Origin of the sequence: Lysinibacillus sp. RC46, from assembly GCF_041262385.1 — a bacterium.
Lineage (GTDB): Bacteria > Bacillota > Bacilli > Bacillales_A > Planococcaceae > Lysinibacillus.
Genome location: NZ_JBGCCF010000026.1, coordinates 43,132 through 65,525 on the forward strand (window position 1 = coordinate 43,132; position 22,394 = coordinate 65,525).

A 22,394-nucleotide genomic window follows, 5' to 3' on the forward strand; every position below is an offset into this window, starting at 1 on the left:
GAATGAACGTGTATCTCTATTTTCGTTAGGTAGAATATAAAGAGTAAGAAAATGATGTACTTTATGTGAACATTGAGACAGACTCTATCTAAAAGAGGTAGAATAATAATTTGATATGACTAATGCAAAATTTGTCGCTTTCTAATGGTAAAGCGTGTAGAAATTAAGAGAGAAAAGGAATTAAGATGAATGGAACAAAATCTAAAAACGGAGCATAAACTACAATCTTCCAAGAAGTCTTTGGAGAAGTCCTCACGCTCTTCTATTTTAGCGCAGACAGTAAAAACAGGAATCATTAAATCCAATTTAATTCCTATGTGGGCTGGTTTAACGCTAGGTATGTACAAAAATAAAATGACTTTTGTAGAGAATATACCTGAAATTATTTTCGCAACGATTGGCTCAGCACTTGTTATTGGTGCTGCTGGAGCATTTAATAATGTGTATGACCGCGACATTGACGCAATAATGCCTCGTACGCAAAGTCGACCAACTGTAACTGGTGAAATGTCAGCTAAAACAGCGTTAACTTTAGCTTTTGCCATGCTCGTTATCGGGGCAGCTGTGTTGGCCCTTGCTTCTCCATTAGCTGCGGGCTTTGGTCTTTTAGGGGTATTTTTATATGTAGTACCTTATACAATGTGGACAAAACGACATACGATTTATAATACGGAAATTGGGAGTATAGGTGGGGCGATTCCAGCTTATATTGGTTGGGCCGCTGTTTCTTCTGATATTACACATCCTGCGATACTTGGTCTATTTTTAGTTATGGTTATTTGGCAGATGCCCCATTTCTATGCCATTGCCATTCGTAAGCATGCTGATTACGAAGCGGCCGGCGTTCCAATGCTTCCAGTTGTAAAAGGGATGCGTCGTACTTATTATCAAACGAACTTTTATTTAATCTTATTAATATTATCAAGTTTTTTATTTGGAACTTTAAGTGTTGGCATTATGCTTGTTGCATTATTGCTAAGCATTGCATGGCTTGTGATGAGTATTTACGGTTATCATAGTAATAAAGATCAAATAAAGTGGGCGACAAAAATGTTTGTCTTCTCACTTATCCATATGACAATTTTATTTACAACGGTTATTGTGTACTCTTTAGTAGGTGTTATTTTTAAATTGTATTAAAACTATTATCTCCATTCAGTACGAAAAGCCAACAGGTTATTCTATACTTGTTGGCTTTTCCTTTTCCACCGATATTATTTGATGACTTGGCCATTCTAATGCGTGTAACTGACCTCCAAAAACAGCTCCACCATCTATACCAATGATATTATTTTCGCCAAAATAGACACTGTAATCTGTTGGGTTTTGGTGAAGTCTATAGGTAGGTGTATGGCCAAAGATTACAGTTTTCTCGCCTTGATAACCTGCATGAAATTCTTCGCGAATCCATAAAAATTGCAAGGGATCTGTTTCTGCTAAAGCTACACCAGGAACAACACCGCCATGTACAAAAATGGCATCCTCTAATTCGATGTAAGTATCAAAGGTTTCGATAAGCTGTAAATGTTCTTCGAGCTTTGGTAAGGACTGAATAAAGCTAGGTAATGTCTCATCTTCAATGACTTCCTTAAAATCGTCTAACTGATAACCATAGCTTGCAAGTGTTGCCTCGCCACCGCAAAGTTCCACCCAATGATTCCACGGCTTAGGATGACCAGAGCGGCAGGCTTTTAGCATAATGGCTTCATGATTTCCTAATAGAATACGTGCACCTTTTGCCTGCAATTCTCCGACTAAGTTTAAAACGCCACAAGATGCAGGCCCACGATCAATATAATCACCAAGTAAAAATAACTGATCTTGCACAGTATCATAATTAGCTTTTAATAATAATTCTTCAAAAAGTTCTAATTCCCCATGTATATCACTAATTGCTAGTATTCGATCCATAAAAGAGCATCCTTTCCAGTATTAGAGAAGCTATTATTTAGTATAGAGAATAGTTTTACAAATTTCGACTAATGTAACTTTTAACCAAAAGTTTGGTTGTAATGTTATTACTCCATACTATCGGTTTCTAGTTACACTTTATCATATGACGAAGTGATTTCATTTCTGTATTCATTCGTCTATAGTGTTGGAATAGAGGAAGAGTGAATTTGCTACAGCTATTTTAACGGAATTATGGAAAACACATCATTTATAGGGTTTAAATGAAATTTAAGACTCGTGGTGTAAATGAAAAGAGCAAGGAGAGGTGAAGTGGTACAACAAAAACAGGAGACCCAAATTACAATTAGTCCATTACTGGCGGTATCGTACAGCTTTTATAAAGGTTCTTTCTACTTGTGTATAACGTAGAAGTATTTGGATGCAATGCTTCTACGTTATGTGCAAGTACAGTACTTTAACTTCTTTCAGCGAATGTTTTTTGTAGCGAAAGCGAAGCGACAGCTACAATTATGTCGAGGCATAATTGATTATTCTTGAAAGTTTTCCCATGCTTGCTTAACTATTGACTCGTCGAATGTTGATAGTAGTCGATAGTTGTTTGTATCTAAAATTCGAAAATGCTGACTAATGACGTTTTGTTGTAGACGATAACCTTTGTACTCGCTAAGATTTTTCCACCATATGTATCCACCCATCGTCTTTTCCTTAGGATGTAATGTTCCGTTGTTAGCGATTAAGTCGACAACCTCAAGTGGATCCCCGCCAAGCTCATGCTGTAAAATTGTGCTTTCTCGGCATAATGCACAAACTGCAACCGTTGTAGTCCAGCCAGTATAAATACGACCTTTTTCAATTTGAACAAGTGTTTTTTTAGAGAGTCCTAGTAAATCACTCATCTGATCCTGTGTTAAATCTTTTTCGGTACGGATTAATTTCAGTTTTTCCGAAATAAGTGTGATTAATTGTTCACGATTCATCCAAAACACCCTTTCTTTCAGATAATTAAATACCATTATACATGAAAGTAGTATGAGATGTTTGTTGTTTCGCGGGTAACTGTGGTTAATTAACGGGTAAAGTACTGAATATTGAAACGAAAAAACAGACTATCCCATCAATCTATTGATTGGACAGCCTGTTAGATATTTAAATCTCATATTTTTTTGTGTCAGAAATAACGCGGAAATGGATACCTTTAATTTGAGCACTTACTTTATGACGTAGTGTATCAATATCTACTAGTTCCTCATTTTCATTGACACATTCTGCAATCTCTTGTAATAGCTTCGTAAATGCCTCTTTGAAGAGTGAACGCATATTATCAAAATCTAGGCTACGGAAGTTTCCGTCAATATCAAATGCCTCCACAGAATTTAATTGCTTTGAAGCACCAGCAAAACGATCATCGTATACTGTGTAGTTTTCATCTGTTACGACGATAATATATAATACTTCACCTGTAATTGTTTTTAATTCAATGTTAGTTTTGTGTTTTTTGACGTCAGTAATGATATGAATACCGTCCGAATGATATAGTTTAAACAATTTCATATGTATTGCCCCCTGAAAATAGAATCATATCCATATATTTATTATATATGGATATGCCTAATAATGGAATGAGACAAAAGTATTTGGAAAAACTAGAATAGGCCCATTTAAATGATAGTAATGGAGTTAAAACTGTTATAAACTATTAAGAAAACCGTATTAGTCAGATTATGCTTCTAATACAGCAGGCAAAATGTTGCGAAGGGGACGAACTTCGATGTAATGAATACGATGGCCTTGCTGCTCATAGATACTAAATATATAAGGGGCCAACTCAATATTTTTAGTTGCTTTAATGCCGTTATTTACAGTTAAAAACCAACCGCCCAATGTTTCGACTTCTTCTGCTTCAAGTGTTACATTTAATAGTTTTTCAACATCTTCAATGAGAATTTTTGCGTTTAAAATATAGTGATTGTCACTTACTTTTCGGATTTCTGCAATTTCATCATCATCGAACTCATCTCGAATCTCACCTACTATTTCTTCTAAAATATCCTCGACTGTTACAAGCCCTGATGTCCCGCCGTATTCATCCATTAAAATAGCCATATGAATTCGCTCTTTTTGCATACGCACAAGTAATGCTTGAATAGGCATCGTTTCAATTACTCGTATAACAGGATTAATGAAATCTTCAAGGATTAATGAATCGTCTGTAAGTTGTTCAAGCAAACTGTGTGTAAACAATTCCTTAACGTTGATAAAGCCTAAAATATTATCACGATCACCATCATAAACAGGATAGCGAGTATATTTTTCATCGGCGATAAATTGAATCATATTTGTAAAAGATTCATTTTTTTCAATTCCAACAATCTCTGTTCGAGGAACCATAATTTCACGAGCAATACGTTCATCAAATTCAAAGACATTATTCACAAACTTTAGCTCTGTTTTATTAATTTCACCACTTTCAAAGCTTTCAGATAGCAGTAATCGTAATTCTTCCTCTGTATGTGATAACTCATGCTCTGAAGCAGGCTTCATACCAAATAGGCCAATTAATACTCGAGCTGAGCCGTTCAGGAACCAGATAAATGGATACATCACTTTATAGAACAACATAATAGGTTTGGCAAAATGGAGTGTAATCGTTTCAGCCTTTTGGATCGCAGCAGTTTTTGGTGCCAACTCCCCGGCAACAACATGTAAAAATGTTGCAATGGCAAAAGCACTACCAATTGTAAAGATCGTCATATATTTATCTGAAATGCCAATCAAGTTAAAAAGAGGGTGTAGCATAAATTCAAAGGTTTTTTCACCGACCATCCCGATACCAAGCGCTGTTACAGTAATACCAAGCTGACAGGCAGATAAGTACTCGTCTAAATGATCGACAACATACTTTGCAGAAATGGCTTTCTTGTTGCCCTCTGCAATTAATTGGTCAAGTCTTGAGGAACGTACTTTTACAATAGCAAATTCCGTTGCTACGAAAAAGCCAGTTAAAGCTAATAAAATGGTGAAAATCGATAAGTTGAGTATGGTCTCCAAATAGTCGTTCTGTATGAACAGAACGTCACCTCCTAATTATGAATAAGTAAAAATAAAGATTGCATGAGCGCAATACTTTCGGGTGAAACATTTTTTTTAATCTTTTCGATATATTTATTGTCTTGTTTGTTTATTTGTTCAAGTAGAGAAGTTACATCCTGCATTTTTACACGTAGTAATTGCACATCGATTTCTTCATGCGAAGTGTTTAGTTCATGTTGTATTTCTATGAGTGAAAGACCTTGTTGTTTGCGTTGCTCAATAATATGAAGTCGTTCAATCATTGTAGGGGCATAGTAGCGATAATTGGATGCAGAACGTTCGGCTTCTAATAAGCCAATGTTTGTATAATAATCGATTGTCCTTTTGGTAATGCCTGTTTTTTCTGCAAGCTCGCCAATTTTTAATCTCTCTGTCCCAATGCAAACACCTCCAAACCATCACGTGATACTTTGATTATAACTTGCTAGTTTAGTCAGTTTCAATTAGAAGAGCCCGATATTTCAAAATTGTAAGATTTCTTTCGGGGAGGGGCTTATTTATGGATGAACATAAAAATAGCTTTCTTAACAACTAAATGTTAGAAAAGCTGTATATCCTTGAAAAAATAAATTAGTCAATAAAATGTCATGTTAAACAGTCACAGATGAGACCCTGAAGCAAGTAGGGAACGAAGGCTAAAACCATCACGTCCTGTGATAACGCCTTCCTGGCCAACATCCAGCCGCTGCCGCTACATTAGCACTACGCTTTCGCACAAAAAACATCTGTTGCCCCAAGCGGCTCATCTGACGCCCCTAGGAAGCTTTGCTCTGTGCGAAAGCGAAGCGTCAGCATTAAGGATGCTTTCTCAAAGATTGTTGTTTCTTCACTTAATAGTGCAGGTTAGGTGAAGAAAAGTTGGAACATCACACCATTCCGTTCGTCTTACTATAAAGCTGATTGGATTATTAAGATTAAAAGGAGTTCCACAGACTAAATAATAGCAACGATCTTTTAGAAAAGCCTTAAAACAATCTCATATATTGAAATTTGCTACCGATAATTTATATAATGTCAATCGTTACAGTATATAAGGAGGTTATTATGAAGAAGATATTCAAGCATATCACTATATTGCTCGCGGCAGTACTTGTTTTTTTCCTTTGCCTACACTTACTTATCGTATCTCAAGGCAAAGATACTGCGAAAGAAAATGCAGATTACCTCATTATTTTAGGTACTCGTTTATCGGGGGATCAACCGTCTAGTCTGCTGTTCGAGCGCATCTCAACCGCAGCTGCATACTTAAAAGAAAATCAAAATACAATTGCAATAGCTTCTGGTGGCCAAGGGCAGGACGAAATTGTGTCTGAAGCTTCTGTAATTAAAGAATCATTAATTCAATTAGGTATTAATGAACAACGAATCATCACCGAATCCAAATCTACTCGAACTCTTGAAAACTTTCAGTATTCAATGGATTACATAGACAAAGATTCCACAGTTGTAGTTGTAACAAACCGATTCCATCTATATCGAGCCGAATCCATTGCTGAAGATTTAGGACTTAACGTAACCGGCTTACCGGCTGCAACACCATCTGAATTTCGTATTAAGTATTACTCCAGAGAATATTTAGCTATCGTGAAGTATTATTTAGAAAAAATACATATCCTCACCTAGCATCACAGAATAACAGCCTAGAAGAAGCTGCCAGACAATAACACTAACAATTAAACAAAAACAGGCGGTTCAGCCGATATAGTCATTTATATAGCCCAATCGTAAACGTTTGAACTATTGCTATACGGAAGAACCGTCTTAGGGAACGGTTCTAACTTGATCTTAAAGGAATGAGGTATCCGTGGGGTTGTATTATTCCTTACGTACCTCACAGCCATTAGTTGAGAAGAGAACACTATTACCGAGCAATCCGCGTAGCTATTATTGACGTATCAGAATTCGCATAGACAAACTCTTTAACGGGCTTGAATTCGCTTATGGTATCCCTGGTTCAGTTGGCGGTACCATTTTTATGAACACAAGGGCTTACGGTGGGAAAGTAAAAGATATTAATCTTGCCTACTGTTTGCTAATAAATAGTCTTATCGTATGAATTAATAAACTTAAACAAACAGGGAGCTTTAGTTAAATTTCCGATTATATCAGAAAAAAAGGCAGAATTTATTCTACACGTTTTGTAGATAAAATCTGCCTTTTTTTACAGTAACAATCTTTGAGAAAACAACCTTGTTTAAAAGCTACGGAGTTTATTTTTGTAAATATGTATCATATAGGTGATGAAGTGCATCCTCACCAGTCATTTCTAGAATCGTTTCGTCATTAAAAATAAGTGTTACATTTGTGAGGGCGCTATCAATTTTATTGTTGTTAATAGTGCATGTAACCTTTACTACGCCTGTTTCTGCTAGTTGTTTTTTCATCGTATCATCCCACGGTTGCTCAGAAAATAGTGGTGCTTGCCATGTGCCTCTCACATGAAGCTCACTTTTTTCGGCGTCATAATCCCAGCGTACGTCACGTAAAATAGTTTTAAATAGGTCATTAACCGTAAAAGATGTATCTTTGTAGTTAATGGCAATTGCTCGTACAGCATGTACATCACGACTAACTGCACTGGCTGCAGTTTCTGCTGCTGAGTTTATGTCTGAAACCGCGTCTTTAATTTCTGATAATCGATTACCACAGCCAGTTAGCAACGCGCAAAGACATGTTATACAAGCTACCTTTGTCATCCATCTCACAAGTAGTCCCTCCAGTATTGCAAGTTGATACTACTATAGTAACGAAAAGAAAACTATGAAAAAAGGGCATGAAGGCGGCAGATTGTGACGGTTTTGCAACGATGCGACCTCCACTTGAATGTCGAGAAATTGGAGTTTTGAAAATCTGAAAATTTAGTAAATTTTCCGAAGAAAGGGAGCGGTTTGTGATGAAGATTAATGATGAATTACTTGAGCGATTAGGAACTTATTTCGTGTACCATGCTGTTTACGAAAATTATGGCATTACCTTTGAGAATTTTGTGGAGCGTTGGTTACGAGGGATACTTGATGTATAAAAGAAGAAGAGTCGTGTTCAATACATGAACACGACTCCAATTGATTTATTTAAAATAATTTGTGATAAAATGGTTGGCTTCTTGCCAGTTATAAACACGTACGACATTCTCTGGAACAGCAAGGCGATTATACGGAGTGTCAAATAATACAACCGGTATTTTTAATTCCTCCGCAAGCATAACCGCATTATCATGCTTATCTTCAAAAAATGCATCAACACCATGGTTTTTTGCTACGGAAATTTTATCGTGACTACCGATGAGCTCGATATGATCATACGGAATAGATTGTGATTTAAACCAATTTACCGTAACATCTGATACATTCTCACCACGAGCAGAGATGTAATAAAGTTCGTAGTTTTCTTTCCACGTATTTAAAATATCTTTCGCATCTTTAGCTGCTTCAGATACTTCATACATATATGGCTCATTTTCTTTAAACCATGTATTAAATGCTACACGATCAACAGGGTGGGGAAATGCTGATAAAAAATCATATTCGCACACATCGTCGAGTGTAATATTTATATTGTATTGTTTATTGATATGTGGAATGAGAGTACTAGGACATGTCACTGTTCCATCGATATCAATACCAAAGCGAGGCTTTTTCATACTAGCACCTCCTTAGGCGTTCGCTTTTTCTGCTTCTTCAGCAGCACGTTTTTCTGCCATTTCAGCTGCTAATTTATCGATTTCTTTTTTCAACTCTTCTACCATTGTTTCTTCAGGCACTTTACGAACAGTTTTGCCCTTCATAAATAGTAAACCTTCACCACGAGCACCAGCAATACCAATATCGGCTTCACGTGCTTCACCAGGACCGTTTACCGCACAACCAAGAACAGCTACTTTTAATGGTACATTAAGTTTAGAAATATATTCTTCTACTTCATTGGCAATTGAAATTAGATCAATTTCGATACGACCACATGTTGGGCAAGAAATAAGTGTTGCCATATTAGAAGCAAGACCGAATGATTTTAATAGTTCACGTGCTACTTTAATCTCTTCAACAGGGTCTGCAGATAGTGAAATACGTAATGTATTACCGATACCTTTTGAAAGGATTGCGCCAAGGCCAGCCGCTGATTTTACTGTACCAGCAAATAATGTACCTGATTCAGTAATTCCTAAATGTAGAGGATAATCAAAGGCTTTAGACGCTTTTTCATAGGCCTCAATCGCTAAATTTACGTCTGATGCCTTCATGGATACGATAATATCGTGGAAGTCCAAGTCTTCCAAAATTTTAATATGGTGAAGAGCAGATTCTACCATACCGTCTGCAGTAGGGTAACCATATTTTTCTAAAATATGACGCTCTAATGAACCAGCGTTTACCCCGATACGGATTGGAATACCTTTAGCCTTAGCTGCATTAACAACAGCTTCAACTTTTTCCTTACGCCCGATATTACCTGGGTTAATACGAACTTTATCGATACCATTTTCAATTGCTTTTAATGCTAATTTATAGTCAAAGTGAATATCAGCTACTAATGGAATATTGATACGTTTTTTAATTTCCGCTATCGCATCAGCTGCACGTTCATCTGGTACTGCTACGCGAACGATTTGACAGCCTGCTTCCTCAAGACGAAGAATTTCTGCTACTGTTGCTTCGACATCATGTGTTTTTGTTGTACACATACTTTGAATGAATAATTCATTACTACCACCAATTGTTAAATTACCGACACGCACGGGACGTGTATTTGTACGGTGACAAATTTCACTCATTAACTTTCTCTCCTTTTCGGGCCATACTTTCGACCGTCACTGACATTTATTTTAGCAGTGTAAGAAAATAAGGACAAGGAAGAAACGTTAACTTTTCATTTTCCGCATTTGTTTTCAAATTCAAATGACAGCGGAAGCTTAATATTTTCACCAGGAACAAGAGCCTGTAATTGTAAGTGTGGATTTAATTCATAAAATAGTTGTAAGCGTTCAGGGAAGGTCATTGGTACTTTGGCGGGATGAAGTGCAAATAAACTGTGAATAGTATCGCCTTGAATAGTCTGTATAGTTATATAATTTGGCTCTCGCTGCTTCTCACAAAGGGCGTTTTCAGTTTCTTTCGGAAAAATGGCAGCAAGGTGTAATGAACCTTCTGTTAAATCTACTTTTACAACAAAAGCAAAAATAATAATGATAGCTGTTAACACAAAAGCACGCAAAAAATCCCCTCCTTTTCTACACTATATTTAGAAGAGAGGGGATTCATGCACATTATTTTTTGATTGGTTGTTTTGGATATTTTGTAATGGCTACGATTAGTAGAGTCACAGTTAAAAATAAAGAAAAAACAGAGATAATTGTACTGTTAATCGGTAGATAATCTGCTAGCATACTTATTAGAATTGCCCAAGTCATGGCAAATGTCGTAGTACGCCAAATGTGACGGTATTCACCGCGACGCTTCATGACTTTTAAAATCAGTAGACCTGCTACGGCATAGAGCGCAATTTGTGCAAAAATAAGCATCGTAGTAAAAACAAAAAGCATAATGAATGTCACGGGATACAATACCCATTTAACGTCTTCTATGTATTCAGTAATACCATTTAAACTATTCATATCAAATGCATCAACAGACATTCCAGCCGTAAAACGACCAAAAGAGAAAACTGTAACAACAGTAATTAGAAGAAAGGTATATTGAATGACCTTTCCGATTGGTAATAAACGATAGGCAGCAAGTTTTTTTGGATGAATTAAGCTATCGATAAATAGTTGTGAGTGTTTCATAAGCATATCTCCTCCAATCGCTATTCTACCATGTTCAACTTTGACAAGATATGAAATAAGAAATAATAACTGAGAATACGATAATGAAATGTTAATATTGTGTAAAGAAGTTAAAGGTTTTCTTTACTTTTTCTATACTATCATTTAAAGATTAGGAATAGAGAAGTAGAGATGTAGGAATTGGAGCGAATACAATTGACAATAGATTGGCAAAGCATACTGTTTCAATTTTTAGGCGGTTTAGGAGTCTTTTTATTTTCCATTAAATTTATGGGGGATGGGCTTCAAAAATCAGCAGATGATCGACTGCGTGAATGGTTGAATCGTTTTACAACAAATCCTTTAATGGGCGTGTTAGTGGGCATAATTGTGACGGTTTGTATCCAGTCGAGCTCTGCAACGACGGTGATTACGGTTGGGCTAGTGAGTGCAGGTTTTTTAACATTACGTCAAGCAATCGGTGTCATTATGGGGGCGAATATTGGAACGACCATAACCGCTTTTATTATTGGTATTAATATTGGCATATATTTTTATCCGTTATTGGCAATAGGTGCAGGGTTGTTATTTTTCTTTAAGAAAGCGACGTATCAGTATATCGGGCAAATATTGTTTGGCTTCGGGGGTTTATTTTTAGGTTTAGAGTTAATGAGTGCAAGCATGCAGTCACTTCATCAATTAGCGGACTTTGCATCATTAACCCTTCTTCTAAAGGATATGCCCGTTGTAGGGATTTTTCTAGGGGCAGTTTTTACATTGCTTGTCCAAAGCTCAACAGCAACTGTCGGTGTGCTACAGGGCTTATATGCTGAGCATTTGATTGGCTTAGATAGTGCTTTACCTATTTTATTTGGTGAAAATATAGGAACGACCATTACAGCAGTATTAGCTTCACTGGGTGCTTCTATATATGCTAAACGTGCAGCGGCTGCACATGTGCTATTTAATATTATAGGAACGATCATTTTCATGGTGTTCTTTACACCCTTTATGCATTACGTACAGTGGATTAGTGGGCTATTCCATTTGGAAGCGAAAATGCAAATAGCGATTGCGCATGGCTCTTTTAACATAATTAATATGATGATTCAGCTACCATTTATCGGAGGGTTGGCTGCACTTGTCACAAAGCTTGTTCCTGGGCATGATGGAAATATTGATGTGACAACGAAGCATTTAGATCCATCATTCATTGATTCCTCTCCGGCGATTGCACTCGGGCAAGCGAAGGAGGAAGTGTTACGTATGGGGGAACATGCACTTCATGGTTTAGAAGAAACATTTTTATATATGAAAACAGGTGAAGCTGCTCATATTCCTACAGTTTTACAATTAGAAGTAGCGCTCAATCATTTAGACAAGGAAATCACGAATTATTTAGTGATGGTGTCTAAGCAGCCACTTTCTCGAGCAGACTCAGTAAGACACCATACACTTCTAACAAATGTACGAGACATAGAACGTATTGGTGATCATTTTGAAAATATTTTAGAGCTTTTACAATATAAAGATCATCATGAGGTAAGTTTAAGTAAGTCAGCGCGACAAGATTTAATAGGCATGTTTAGCTTGGCGATTGAAGCTGTACGAAAGAGCATAGCGGCTCTGGATACAGCAAGTTTGAGCTTAGCGCAGGAAGTAACTGAGCTCGAAAGCTTGATAGATGATATGGAAGATAAGCTAAGACAAAAGCATATTGCGCGCTTAAATACGTACGAATGTAATGGAGCGGCGGGAATCGTCTATACGGATATCATTAGCAATTTAGAGCGTATAGGAGACCATGCTGTAAATATAGCTGACTCTATTTTAGGAATTAGACATTAGATCAATTGCACCTTGATGTAATTGTAGCTACTTTGCTTTCGCTACAGAAAACATTTGTAGCTGACGCTTCTCTTTCGCGCAGAAGACATGTGTAACTGAAGTTGCACTTACGATACAAATACATCTGCTGAATGAAAATAAATGAAACCTACAGCTTTGTAAATCCGTATGAAAGGCAATGCACGATAAAAGGAGAGAATTTTCATGGAAGTTGTTGGCTGGATCTTAGTGATTGCCTGCTTTATCATTTCATTTGTTGGATTGGTATACCCGATAATTCCAGGTGTGATTTTTTTAATCGGTGGTTTTTTAGTATATGGATTATTTTTTTCATTTGCGGAGCTAAGCTGGTTGTTCTGGGCGAGTGAAATTATATTTGTTGTCATTTTATTTGTTGCTGATTCTGTGGCCAATGCCTTTGGTATTAAAAAATTTGGTGGTTCAAATGCTGGTATGTGGGGTAGTACCATTGGTTTATTAATTGGTCCGTTCGTCATTCCGGTTGTAGGTATATTAGTTGGTCCATTTTTAGGAGCTGTGATTGGAGAATTAATCGTAGAGCGTCGTACATTTGGAGAGGCTGTGAAAAGCGGAGTTGGCTCACTTGTTGGCTTCTTAACATCAACACTGGCAAAAGCAGTTATTCAAATCGTTATGATTGTCGTGTTCTTTATAGCGATATAATTTCCTCCTGTAGTTTAGCCATTTGGAAAACAGGGTAGTATAGTAATCGTATTGGCTTTTCAGTCAAAAGGCTGAAAATCTTCAATTTGAAGTATTTTTCGTTGAATGGTTTGACCAATTTTGATAATCTAAGGATGTATTAATTATTTCTTTACTTTAGGGAGGAACTTAACAATGGCTTACGAATTACCACAATTAACTTACGCTTATGACGCATTAGAACCACATATCGATGCAAAAACAATGGAAATTCACCATTCTAAACACCACAATACTTATGTAACAAACTTAAACGCAGCAGTAGAAGGCACTGAATTTGCTGAAAAAGACATTCACGATCTTATCGCAAACATTGATGCTCTTCCAGCTGACAAACAAACTGCTGTACGTAACAACGGTGGCGGACATGCTAACCACTCATTATTCTGGGAATTAATCGCTCCAGGCGGTTCAAAAACTCCAGTTGGCGAAGTTGCAAAAGCAATCGATGCTAAATTCGGCTCTTTCGATGCATTCAAAGAAGAATTTGCAAAAGCTGCTACAACTCGCTTCGGTTCAGGTTGGGCTTGGTTAATCGTTGATGGTGACTCAGTTGCTGTTACATCTACTCCAAACCAAGACTCTCCAGTTATGGAAGGTAAAACTCCAGTCCTAGGCTTAGACGTTTGGGAGCATGCTTACTACTTAAACTACCAAAACCGTCGTCCAGATTACATCGGTGCATTCTGGAACGTAGTAAACTGGGATGTAGTAGAAGCTAAATTCCAAGCTGCAAAATAATTAATGTTTAATAGAAGGCTATGTCAAAGGTGATTACTCACCGAGGCATAGCCTTTTTTGCTGTCTTTTTTTGGTTCTATAATCTTTGAGGTATTCAATACAATGAAAGGTAGAGTGAATGCTCCAAACGCCAACTGAAAAAATTGGCAGTCGGTTGGGTTAAAAGGGATGCGGTCGCCGGAAGGTTTGGAGTGCTTCGAATGGCCGTCATCCCCCTCAATCTTTAATATAAAAACTATTTTTCTAGCAATCGATAAAAAACAGCAACTTTTCATCTTAAAGTGCCGTCAAATAAATGATGTTTTCAAAACATAAATTCGCAAGTGCATGCTTTCCTGTCGTACCTTCAAATGGTATACTAAATATCGTGTGTATTTAAATTGTAATTAGATGAGGAGGGGAATACATATGCGCAAAGCACCGGGAAAAAATCGCGCGACGAGTGTTAAAGCAAAACATCACTCTAATTTAACATTTCGTATGAATGTCCTTTTCTTTGCTATATTTCTCGTATTTTCAATGCTAATTTTTAGACTTGGCTATATGCAAATCGTAAAAGGAGAAGATTATGTACGTGATTTAGAGCGTAAAGAGGAGGTAGCTGTCAATACAAGTGTGCCAAGGGGACGTATGTATGATCGATACGGTCGTATTTTAGTGGATAACCAACCGGAAAATGCCATTACGTATACAAAAATGTCGACGACAACAACAAAGGATATGCTAGACATAGCCGAAAAGCTGGCACAATTAATTGAGCAGCCAACGAACCGCGTTACATTACGTGACAAACAAGATTTTTGGATTATAAAAAATCATGACGCTGCCTATGCAAAAGTAACAGATAAAGAAAAAAAGAAAATTAGGGCACAAGAAGATGTAACTGAAAGTCAAATCAATGCACAGATAGATAAACTTGTTCGTGAACGAATCACAAACGAAGAATTATTGCAATTGACAGAAAAAGACTTAGAAGTACTAGCAATCTATCGAGAGATGGTATCAGGATACAATTTATCACCGCAAATTATTAAGAGTGAAAATGTATCTGCCGATGAATTTGCGCGTGTCTCTGAGCGTTTAACTCAATTACCAGGCGTTAACACAACAACTGACTGGAAGCGTTTGAAATTATCATCACTCGCTATTTTAGGACGCACAACAGTACCAGCAAAAGGGATTCCGAAAGAAAAGCTGAATTATTATTTAGCTCGTGATTATTCACGAAATGACCGTGTTGGTGAAAGTTATATTGAAGCGCAATATGAAGATTTACTGCAAGGGCAAAAATCAGTTGTTAAAAATATTACGAATAAAAAAGGGCAGGTAGTCGATACCATTACGACCTATGAAGGTGAGCCTGGTAAAGATTTAAAACTGACACTTGATAGTGAGCTACAATTAGAAACTGAAAAAATTGTTGAGCGTGAATTACTTAAGCTAAAATCACAAGGGGGTTCCCGTTTACTTGATCGTGCCTTTTTAGTAATGATGGACCCAAATACAGGCGATATTTTATCAATGGTTGGTAAGAAGATTGAGAAAAATCCTGAAACAGGGAAAAATGAAGTCGTCGATTATTCATATGGTACCTTTACAACAGCTTATGAGGCAGGGTCGGCAATTAAGGCAGCAACTCTCCTTACTGGTTATAATCAAGGGGTTGTTTCAATGGGTACTACAATGGGAGATGAACCTATTGTATTAGCTAGTACAAAAGCGAAAACTTCAATTTTTAACCGAAGTGGTTATATTCAAATGAATGACTTAATGGCTCTAGAGCGTTCGTCAAATGTTTATATGTTTAAAATTGCTATGCTTATTAATGGAACACCATATAGCTATGGGATGCCACTTCGTTTAAAAGAAGATACATTCCCTAAAATGCGTAATAATTATGCACAATTTGGCTTAGGTGTAAAAACAGGTATTGACTTGCCGAATGAATTTAGTGGTGTAGAGGGTCCATCTGGTCCAACGATGGGTGGTAAAACACTCGACTTAGCGATTGGACAATATGATACGTATACGCCATTACAATTAGCACAGTATATTTCAACTGTGGCAAATGGCGGCTATCGTATTCAGCCACATGTTGTGAAAGAGGTACGTGAGCCATCAAATGATGGGCAACAGTTAGGTCAATTAGTGACTGAAATAGGGCCAACAATTTTAAATCGTATCGATAATCCTATAGAAGAAATAAATTATGTGAAAAAAGGATTACGTCTAGTTTATACAGGTTCGAATGGTACTGCACGAGCTCAATTTGCAAATGCTCCATATACAGCGGCAGGGAAGACAGGAACAGCTGAAGTAGTGTATTTCGGACCGTTAAAAGAGTATTATGGTACGCAAACACTTACTTTTACACATGTTGGTTTTGCTCCTTATGAAAATCCTGAAATTGCTTATGCTGTTGTCATTCCATGGGCGACGACTAACACAGGTGCACATTTAACTAATAATAATGTTATTGCTCGAGAAGCTGTTGATAAATATTTTGAGTTAAAAGCAAAATATCAAGCTGAAAAAGTGACTGACAGTAATGTAAAACAACCAATTTTACCGGCTATTACAAAAGACAAAATTGGTGAAGATGAGCAAGAATAAGAGAAACCGCTAGTGCATATACATGCCTAGCGGTTTTTTTACAGTTTTAGAGTATTATTGAATACCCGCGAAAAAAACACGGTATGAAAGATCACCATTTTCATACCGTGTTTTATTTATTTTTATATAAAAGACCTATAATACAGATAATTGTTGAATAGCTATTTCAAATTGTTGTTTCGGTTTTAATCCATAAAGCTCTATATTATTACAGAAATAAGACTCTACCATAAAATCAACAGCTTCCTGTAGAGTATATTCACGATGTTCCATAATAAGTGTTAAATACGTTTTAAAGTAATCGGTATTTTGTACTTTTGTATGTTTAATCACAAAGTCAAACTCCTCTTAGATTATTTCCTGACACAATTGCTTATTATAGCATCTTTCCAAAAGGAAGCAAGTTTTTAAAGGAAAACGGCTATATGATCTGCATCGGTAAAAACGCCATGTTGTGTGGCATTACCGAAATGGCCGACAACGTGTCGGACCTCTTGCAGCCTAGGCACAAAAAATCTGGACGCATTATTTATCTGTGCGACAGCTACAATTGTAAATTCATCTTTACAATCATTTACAAAGCATTACATTCCTTTACGTCTCTTTTACGAACTGTTTATACGACTTCAACATTTAGTCATTATAGTAAAGATTGTAAGACAAATAACTATAAAAATGTTAATGACGGAGGCAAATGAGATGAAAAAGTGGAAGTACTTAACGATGACAGCGGTAATGGGTTCAGCATTAATGCTTGGTGCATGTGGTAGTGACTCTGCACAAAAGGGTAACAATGCAGAAACAAACGCACCGGCGAGCTCAGGACAAGACGCTGCAGACAAAAAACTGCAAGGGGCTGTAGCTGGGGATGGTTCATCAACAGTCGCACCAATTATTGAAGCAGTTGTTGAAGAATATGCAGGGACTCAACCGAATGTCAAAGTATCGGTAGGTGTTTCAGGTACAGGTGGTGGCTTTGAAAAATTCATCGCAGGTGAGACAGACTTTTCAAATGCATCTCGTCATATCAAAGATGAAGAGAAAGCAAAATTAGAGAAAGCAGGAATTGCTTTTACAGAGCTTCCTTTAGCATATGATGGCATCTCGGTTGTCGTGAACCCTGAAAATGATTGGGCGAAGGATCTAACAGTTGAGCAGTTAAAGAAAATTTGGGTTGAAGATGGGAAACCTAAAAAATGGTCTGATATTGATCCATCTTGGCCAGATGAAAAAATCGTCTACTATTCACCAGGTACTGACTCAGGGACGTACGATTACTTTGATGAAACGATTTTAGACGGTGCTGATCTAGCAAAATCAGCAACATTATCAGAGGATGATAACATGCTAGTTCAAGGTGTAGCAGGTGACAAAAACGCAATCGGCTTCTTTGGCTATGCTTACTACTTAGAAAATAAAGATAAATTAAGTATTGTGAAAGTAAACGGCATTGAGCCAACAAATAAAACAATTGAATCTGGTGAATACGCACCACTTTCACGACCACTATTTGTATATGTGAAAAATAGTGCTATGAAAGAAAGCGAAGCGGCATATGATTTCATTAAATTTACACTTGAGCACGGGGGAGAAATGGCAGACGCTGTTGGTTATGTCAGTCTACCTGAAGATAAATACAGTGAAGCTTTAAAAACTTTAGAAGGCTTAAAATAAGTAGACATGCATAGAGGGAAAGAGATGTATGCTCTTTCCCTCTCTTATTTGAAAGGAGCACCCAATGGTTTCTCAAAAAGAAAACAAGACATCATCTGTGCAGCAATTAATTGCAAATTCGCGCAATCAAAAAACAAAGAAAATAGTGGAAAAAGCAATGCCAACTCTATTATTTTCTGCGGCACTTATCTCTATATTGACGACATTTGGCATTGTTTTCACCCTTATTTTTGAAACGTTTGAATTCTTTAAACGTGTTTCGATTACGGATTTCCTATTTGGTACACAATGGCTACCGTTTTCAGGAAAGGAACCATTATTTGGGATTTTACCTTTAATAGCTGGAACATTGAAAGTCACACTTATTGCAGTTGTCGTAGCAGTACCATTTGGCATTGCTTCTGCTATCTATTTAAGTGAATATGCAAGCGAAAAAATAAGACGTACGGTTAAGCCTATTTTAGAAGTGTTAGCAGGTGTGCCAACGATCGTTTATGGATTCTTCGCATTAACATTTGTAACGCCGATGTTGCAGCAAATTATTCCAGGGCTGAAACTTTTTAATGCGCTTAGTCCGGGGATTGTTGTAGGGATTATGATTCTACCAATGATTACATCGCTTTCAGAGGATGCGATGTCATCTGTCCCGAATAGTATGCGTGAGGGAGCTCTAGCTCTTGGAGCAACAAAGTTTGAAGTAGCTATAAAAGTAGTATTACCAGCTGCATTATCAGGCATTATTGCTTCAATTGTCCTCGCTATTTCCCGGGCAATTGGTGAAACGATGATCGTATCACTTGCTGGTGGCTCTACACCTAAATTCGATTTAGATGTGACAGACTCGATTCAAACGATGACTGCGTATATAGTACAAGTTGCAACAGGCGATGCTGGCTATGGTACGACAATTTATTATTCGATTTATTCAGTAGGATTCACATTATTTATCTTTACTTTAATGATGAATTTACTTGCTCAATATATTTCGAAACGCTTCAGGGAGGTTTACTAGCATGCGGTATATTGATGACACGGTCGTCATGAAACGAATGACAAAGCGTATTACATTCAATAAAGTTTGGAAGTTCTTTTTCTTCTTAGCAACGACTTTTGCATTAGTGACACTAGCTATTTTGCTTTATCGTATAGTAACACAAGGTGTCGGCTATTTATCAATCGACTTTTTAACAAATTTTGCTTCGCGTTTTGCAGATAAAGCGGGCATTAAGGCAGCTTTAATAGGTTCACTTTGGCTGATGGCAGTTGTTGCTCCGGTGTCGATTATTCTAGGTGTAGGAACTGCAATCTATTTAGAGGAATATGCAAAGAAAAATAGACTTAATGACTTTATTCGTATGAATATTTCTAACTTAGCAGGTGTACCTTCCATTGTTTTTGGTTTACTTGGGTTAACAATTTTCGTTCGAATGTTGGGACTAGGGAAAAGTGTTTTAGCAGCAGGATTAACAATGAGTTTATTAATTTTACCAGTGATTATTGTTGCGGCGCAGGAGGCGATTCGTGCAGTACCGAATGAACAGCGTGAAGCTTCTTACGGTATGGGTGCGACAAAATGGCAAACGATATTGCATGTTGTGCTACCAGCGGCCATTCCTGGAATTTTAACAGGAAGTATATTAGCGTTGTCTCGCGCGATTGGTGAAACAGCACCACTTGTTGTTATTGGAATTCCTGTTATTTTACAGTTTTTACCTAATGGTTTGTTAAGTCAATTCACCGCTTTACCAATGCAAATTTATGATTGGGCAAAGCGTCCGCAAGAGGCATTTCAAAGTGTAGCTGCGGCTGGTATTTTAGTGCTTATGATAGTACTTTTACTGATGAATTCTATTGCCATCTTTATTCGAAATAAATTCCAAAAACGTTATTAATGAGGTGACCTTATGGTACTGGGTATTAAAGAGGAAAAATCAATTGTCAAACCAATTCATACGGCTACAAAGCTATCTCCTGATGTTGCCAAAAAAGTAGTATATGATACACGTAATTTAAATTTGTGGTACGGTGATCATCATGGATTAAAAGACATCAATTTAAGCATCTATGAAAATGAAGTAACAGCTATAATTGGTCCTTCTGGCTGTGGGAAATCTACTTATTTAAAAACTTTAAATAGAATGGTAGAGCTTGTACCAAGTGTTCGAACTTCAGGGGAAATAGTATATCGTGAGCGCAATATTTTAGATAAAAGCTATGCTGTTGAAGAATTGCGCACTCGTGTAGGTATGGTATTCCAGAAGCCAAACCCATTCCCGAAGTCTATTTACGATAATATTGCTTATGGCCCACGTATTCACGGTATAAAAAATAAGAAAATTCTTGATGAGATTGTTGAAAAATCTTTACGCGGCGCGGCAATTTGGGATGAAGTAAAGGATCGCTTAAATCAAAATGCTTATGGTTTATCAGGTGGTCAGCAACAACGAATTTGTATGGCGCGTTGTTTGGCGATTGAACCAGATGTTATTTTAATGGATGAGCCAACATCTGCACTTGATCCGATTTCTACATTAAAAGTCGAGGAACTTGTACAAGAGCTGAAAAAAGATTATTCAATTATTATCGTGACACATAATATGCAACAAGCGGCACGAATTTCTGATCGAACAGCATTTTTCTTAAATGGAGAGGTTATTGAGTACGATAAAACAGACGTTATCTTCCAAACACCAGCAGATCAACGTACTGAAGATTATATTTCAGGTCGTTTCGGTTAAGGAGGAGACTAGATGGTAGTACGTGAACGTTTTGAACAGGAATTAAAAGAAGTCCAAGAACAATTTATCGAGATAGCCAATAGTAGTATCAACGCTCTTAAAATAGCTTTTGAAGCATTATTAAATCAGGATTTAGAGACATCCTTGAAGATTCTTGAGGACGATTTAATCATCAATCGTCTTGAAGAAGAAATCAATGATCGTGTTATTTTAATGATTGCTAAGCAGCAGCCTGTAGCTACTGATTTACGTCGTCTCATGGTGCTTGTCAAAGCGGCATCTGATATGGAGAGAGTAGGGGACTATGCAGTGAATATTGCCAAAGAGACAATTCGAATTGGCAAAGAGCCGCTTATCTTTCCTACAACAAATTTGCAAACGATGTGTAACAAGACTGTAGAAATGCTAGAGAGTATTATCAAAGCTTTTACAGAGGAAGATACTGTTCATGCCAAGGAAATTGCTGAACTAGATGATTACGTCGATGATTTATATGGAGCGACAATTACGCTATTGATGCGCGCAGGAGCAGAAAATCCAGCACATATTTCTCAAATTACACACTTAACCTTTGTTTGCCGATTTTTAGAGCGCTCAGCTGACCATGCAACAAATATTGCTGAACACTTATTTTACTTAGTCAAAGGTAAACATTATGAATTAAATAATTAGTAAGAGAAGAGCCGATTATAGGCTCTTTTTTATATTGTTAAAAACAAATGGTCAAAGAAATCTTTGTAAATGTGGTGGTACTTTAAATGAGGGTGTTTCCTTGCTACTCGATTTCCTGCAGGTGACGCCGAGCCGTTTCTCCCACTTATACTATTGCTGCGCCTCAACGTTTTCGCACAGATAAAATATTGTTGCTGCCGCTACGTTGAACTTCGCTTTCGCACAAAAAACATCTTGCTGAAGTTGTGTTTTATCACTATAAATTAGAATGACTGACATGCCAAAAGATACATACTATGCAGAGTGTTTGATTGGAGTGGAGGCTGGGCGACTCCTTAGGGATCAGCGATAGAGGAACGAAGGCTAAGTGCATCACATCCTGTGATAATGCCTTCGTGACCAACATCGTGTTGGCCTGAGACCCTGGAGCGAGCGACGCGAGTGAAGCGGCTCATCGGACGCCCCTAGGAAGCTCTGCTCTGCGCGAAAGCGAAGCGTCAGCGGCAAATGTTTTATCTGTGCGAAAGCGAAGCGTCAGCAACAAAGCGCCCAGCCGGAACTGAAATCAAACACTCGTTTTACTTAAGTGCCATATTTTATTTAATAGGATACCTTAATTTCAT

At 37.2% G+C, this 22,394-nt stretch carries 23 protein-coding genes; 12 read left to right on the forward strand and 11 right to left on the reverse strand.

All coding sequences use genetic code 11. The features are described 5' to 3' along the window. Positions 1-189 precede the first annotated feature (189 nt). The gene (cyoE, locus tag ABH966_RS20280) at positions 190-1,140 is read left to right on the forward strand and encodes a heme o synthase (protein WP_370081575.1); all 951 of its coding nucleotides are present in this window, start codon (positions 190-192) and stop codon (positions 1,138-1,140) included. Positions 1,141-1,176: 36 nt separating this feature from the next. Here cyoE and ABH966_RS20285 read toward each other — a convergent pair whose 3' ends face one another. From ABH966_RS20285 to ABH966_RS20305, 5 genes are all read right to left on the reverse strand, one after another. Continuing rightward, entirely contained in the window at positions 1,177-1,911 is a 735-nt protein-coding gene (locus ABH966_RS20285) for a metallophosphoesterase (RefSeq protein ID WP_370081577.1), read from the reverse strand. A gap of 530 nt (positions 1,912-2,441) precedes the next feature. Next, positions 2,442-2,891: a helix-turn-helix transcriptional regulator gene (locus ABH966_RS20290; RefSeq protein ID WP_370081579.1), complete on the reverse strand. Its 450-nt coding sequence runs from the start codon at positions 2,889-2,891 to the stop codon at positions 2,442-2,444. Between the two features lie 169 nt (positions 2,892-3,060). Continuing rightward, on the reverse strand, positions 3,061-3,465 hold the full coding sequence (locus ABH966_RS20295) for a hypothetical protein (protein ID WP_370081581.1): 405 nt from the start codon (positions 3,463-3,465) through the stop codon (positions 3,061-3,063). A 168-nt stretch (positions 3,466-3,633) separates the two neighbouring features. Next, positions 3,634-4,962, reverse strand: a complete 1,329-nt coding sequence (locus ABH966_RS20300) for a hemolysin family protein (protein ID WP_370081583.1) — start codon at positions 4,960-4,962, stop codon at positions 3,634-3,636. A gap of 32 nt (positions 4,963-4,994) precedes the next feature. After that, complete coding sequence (locus tag ABH966_RS20305) at positions 4,995-5,384, reverse strand: MerR family transcriptional regulator (RefSeq protein WP_370081624.1); 390 nt, start codon at positions 5,382-5,384, stop codon at positions 4,995-4,997. Positions 5,385-6,048: 664 nt separating this feature from the next. On the opposite strand from ABH966_RS20305, the gene ABH966_RS20310 reads away from it, so the two are divergent. Further along, the gene (locus tag ABH966_RS20310; RefSeq protein WP_370081585.1) at positions 6,049-6,627 is read left to right on the forward strand and encodes a YdcF family protein; all 579 of its coding nucleotides are present in this window, start codon (positions 6,049-6,051) and stop codon (positions 6,625-6,627) included. A gap of 587 nt (positions 6,628-7,214) precedes the next feature. Here the strand turns inward: ABH966_RS20310 and ABH966_RS20315 are convergent. Continuing rightward, entirely contained in the window at positions 7,215-7,700 is a 486-nt protein-coding gene (locus ABH966_RS20315; RefSeq protein ID WP_370081626.1) for a hypothetical protein, read from the reverse strand. Positions 7,701-7,897: 197 nt separating this feature from the next. On the opposite strand from ABH966_RS20315, the gene ABH966_RS20320 reads away from it, so the two are divergent. After that, a complete protein-coding gene (locus tag ABH966_RS20320) occupies positions 7,898-8,026 on the forward strand; it encodes a hypothetical protein (RefSeq protein WP_256469430.1) in 129 nt (42 codons plus the stop codon). A gap of 45 nt (positions 8,027-8,071) precedes the next feature. Here the strand turns inward: ABH966_RS20320 and ABH966_RS20325 are convergent, their stop codons facing one another. The 4 genes from ABH966_RS20325 to ABH966_RS20340 all read right to left on the reverse strand — a co-directional run bounded on the left by ABH966_RS20325 (position 8,072) and on the right by ABH966_RS20340 (position 10,783). Next, on the reverse strand, positions 8,072-8,644 hold the full coding sequence (locus tag ABH966_RS20325) for a 5' nucleotidase, NT5C type (protein ID WP_370081587.1): 573 nt from the start codon (positions 8,642-8,644) through the stop codon (positions 8,072-8,074). Between the two features lie 12 nt (positions 8,645-8,656). After that, complete coding sequence (gene ispG, locus ABH966_RS20330) at positions 8,657-9,772, reverse strand: flavodoxin-dependent (E)-4-hydroxy-3-methylbut-2-enyl-diphosphate synthase (protein WP_370081589.1); 1,116 nt, start codon at positions 9,770-9,772, stop codon at positions 8,657-8,659. A gap of 95 nt (positions 9,773-9,867) precedes the next feature. Beyond that, positions 9,868-10,212, reverse strand: coding sequence for a hypothetical protein (locus ABH966_RS20335; protein ID WP_370081591.1), 345 nt, complete (start codon positions 10,210-10,212; stop codon positions 9,868-9,870). A gap of 52 nt (positions 10,213-10,264) precedes the next feature. Next, on the reverse strand, positions 10,265-10,783 hold the full coding sequence (locus ABH966_RS20340; protein ID WP_370081593.1) for a DUF1189 family protein: 519 nt from the start codon (positions 10,781-10,783) through the stop codon (positions 10,265-10,267). A gap of 195 nt (positions 10,784-10,978) precedes the next feature. Between ABH966_RS20340 and ABH966_RS20345 the strand changes: the two genes are divergently transcribed. From ABH966_RS20345 to ABH966_RS20360, 4 genes are all read left to right on the forward strand, one after another. Beyond that, positions 10,979-12,610: a Na/Pi cotransporter family protein gene (locus tag ABH966_RS20345; RefSeq protein WP_370081595.1), complete on the forward strand. Its 1,632-nt coding sequence runs from the start codon at positions 10,979-10,981 to the stop codon at positions 12,608-12,610. Between the two features lie 204 nt (positions 12,611-12,814). Next, positions 12,815-13,294: a DUF456 domain-containing protein gene (locus tag ABH966_RS20350; protein ID WP_370081597.1), complete on the forward strand. Its 480-nt coding sequence runs from the start codon at positions 12,815-12,817 to the stop codon at positions 13,292-13,294. 174 nt (positions 13,295-13,468) lie between these two features. After that, positions 13,469-14,074, forward strand: a complete 606-nt coding sequence (locus ABH966_RS20355) for a superoxide dismutase (protein WP_370081599.1) — start codon at positions 13,469-13,471, stop codon at positions 14,072-14,074. Between the two features lie 408 nt (positions 14,075-14,482). After that, positions 14,483-16,687: a peptidoglycan D,D-transpeptidase FtsI family protein gene (locus ABH966_RS20360; protein ID WP_370081601.1), complete on the forward strand. Its 2,205-nt coding sequence runs from the start codon at positions 14,483-14,485 to the stop codon at positions 16,685-16,687. Positions 16,688-16,822: 135 nt separating this feature from the next. Here ABH966_RS20360 and ABH966_RS20365 read toward each other — a convergent pair whose 3' ends face one another. Continuing rightward, positions 16,823-17,020: a hypothetical protein gene (locus ABH966_RS20365; RefSeq protein ID WP_370081602.1), complete on the reverse strand. Its 198-nt coding sequence runs from the start codon at positions 17,018-17,020 to the stop codon at positions 16,823-16,825. A 366-nt stretch (positions 17,021-17,386) separates the two neighbouring features. Here ABH966_RS20365 and ABH966_RS20370 point away from each other — a divergent pair, with 366 nt between their 5' ends. The 5 genes from ABH966_RS20370 (at position 17,387) to phoU (ending at position 21,771) form a co-directional block, all read left to right on the forward strand. Continuing rightward, complete coding sequence (locus ABH966_RS20370) at positions 17,387-18,361, forward strand: PstS family phosphate ABC transporter substrate-binding protein (RefSeq protein WP_370081604.1); 975 nt, start codon at positions 17,387-17,389, stop codon at positions 18,359-18,361. Between the two features lie 64 nt (positions 18,362-18,425). After that, on the forward strand, positions 18,426-19,373 hold the full coding sequence (gene pstC / locus ABH966_RS20375) for a phosphate ABC transporter permease subunit PstC (protein WP_370081606.1): 948 nt from the start codon (positions 18,426-18,428) through the stop codon (positions 19,371-19,373). A 1-nt stretch (position 19,374) separates the two neighbouring features. Beyond that, complete coding sequence (gene pstA, locus ABH966_RS20380; RefSeq protein WP_370081607.1) at positions 19,375-20,253, forward strand: phosphate ABC transporter permease PstA; 879 nt, start codon at positions 19,375-19,377, stop codon at positions 20,251-20,253. A 12-nt stretch (positions 20,254-20,265) separates the two neighbouring features. Continuing rightward, positions 20,266-21,099 carry a phosphate ABC transporter ATP-binding protein PstB gene (pstB, locus tag ABH966_RS20385; RefSeq protein WP_370081608.1) on the forward strand — a complete coding sequence of 278 codons (834 nt, stop codon included), beginning with the start codon at positions 20,266-20,268 and terminating at the stop codon, positions 21,097-21,099. Positions 21,100-21,111: 12 nt separating this feature from the next. Further along, a complete protein-coding gene (gene phoU, locus ABH966_RS20390; protein ID WP_370081609.1) occupies positions 21,112-21,771 on the forward strand; it encodes a phosphate signaling complex protein PhoU in 660 nt (219 codons plus the stop codon). Positions 21,772-22,394: the final 623 nt, after the last annotated feature.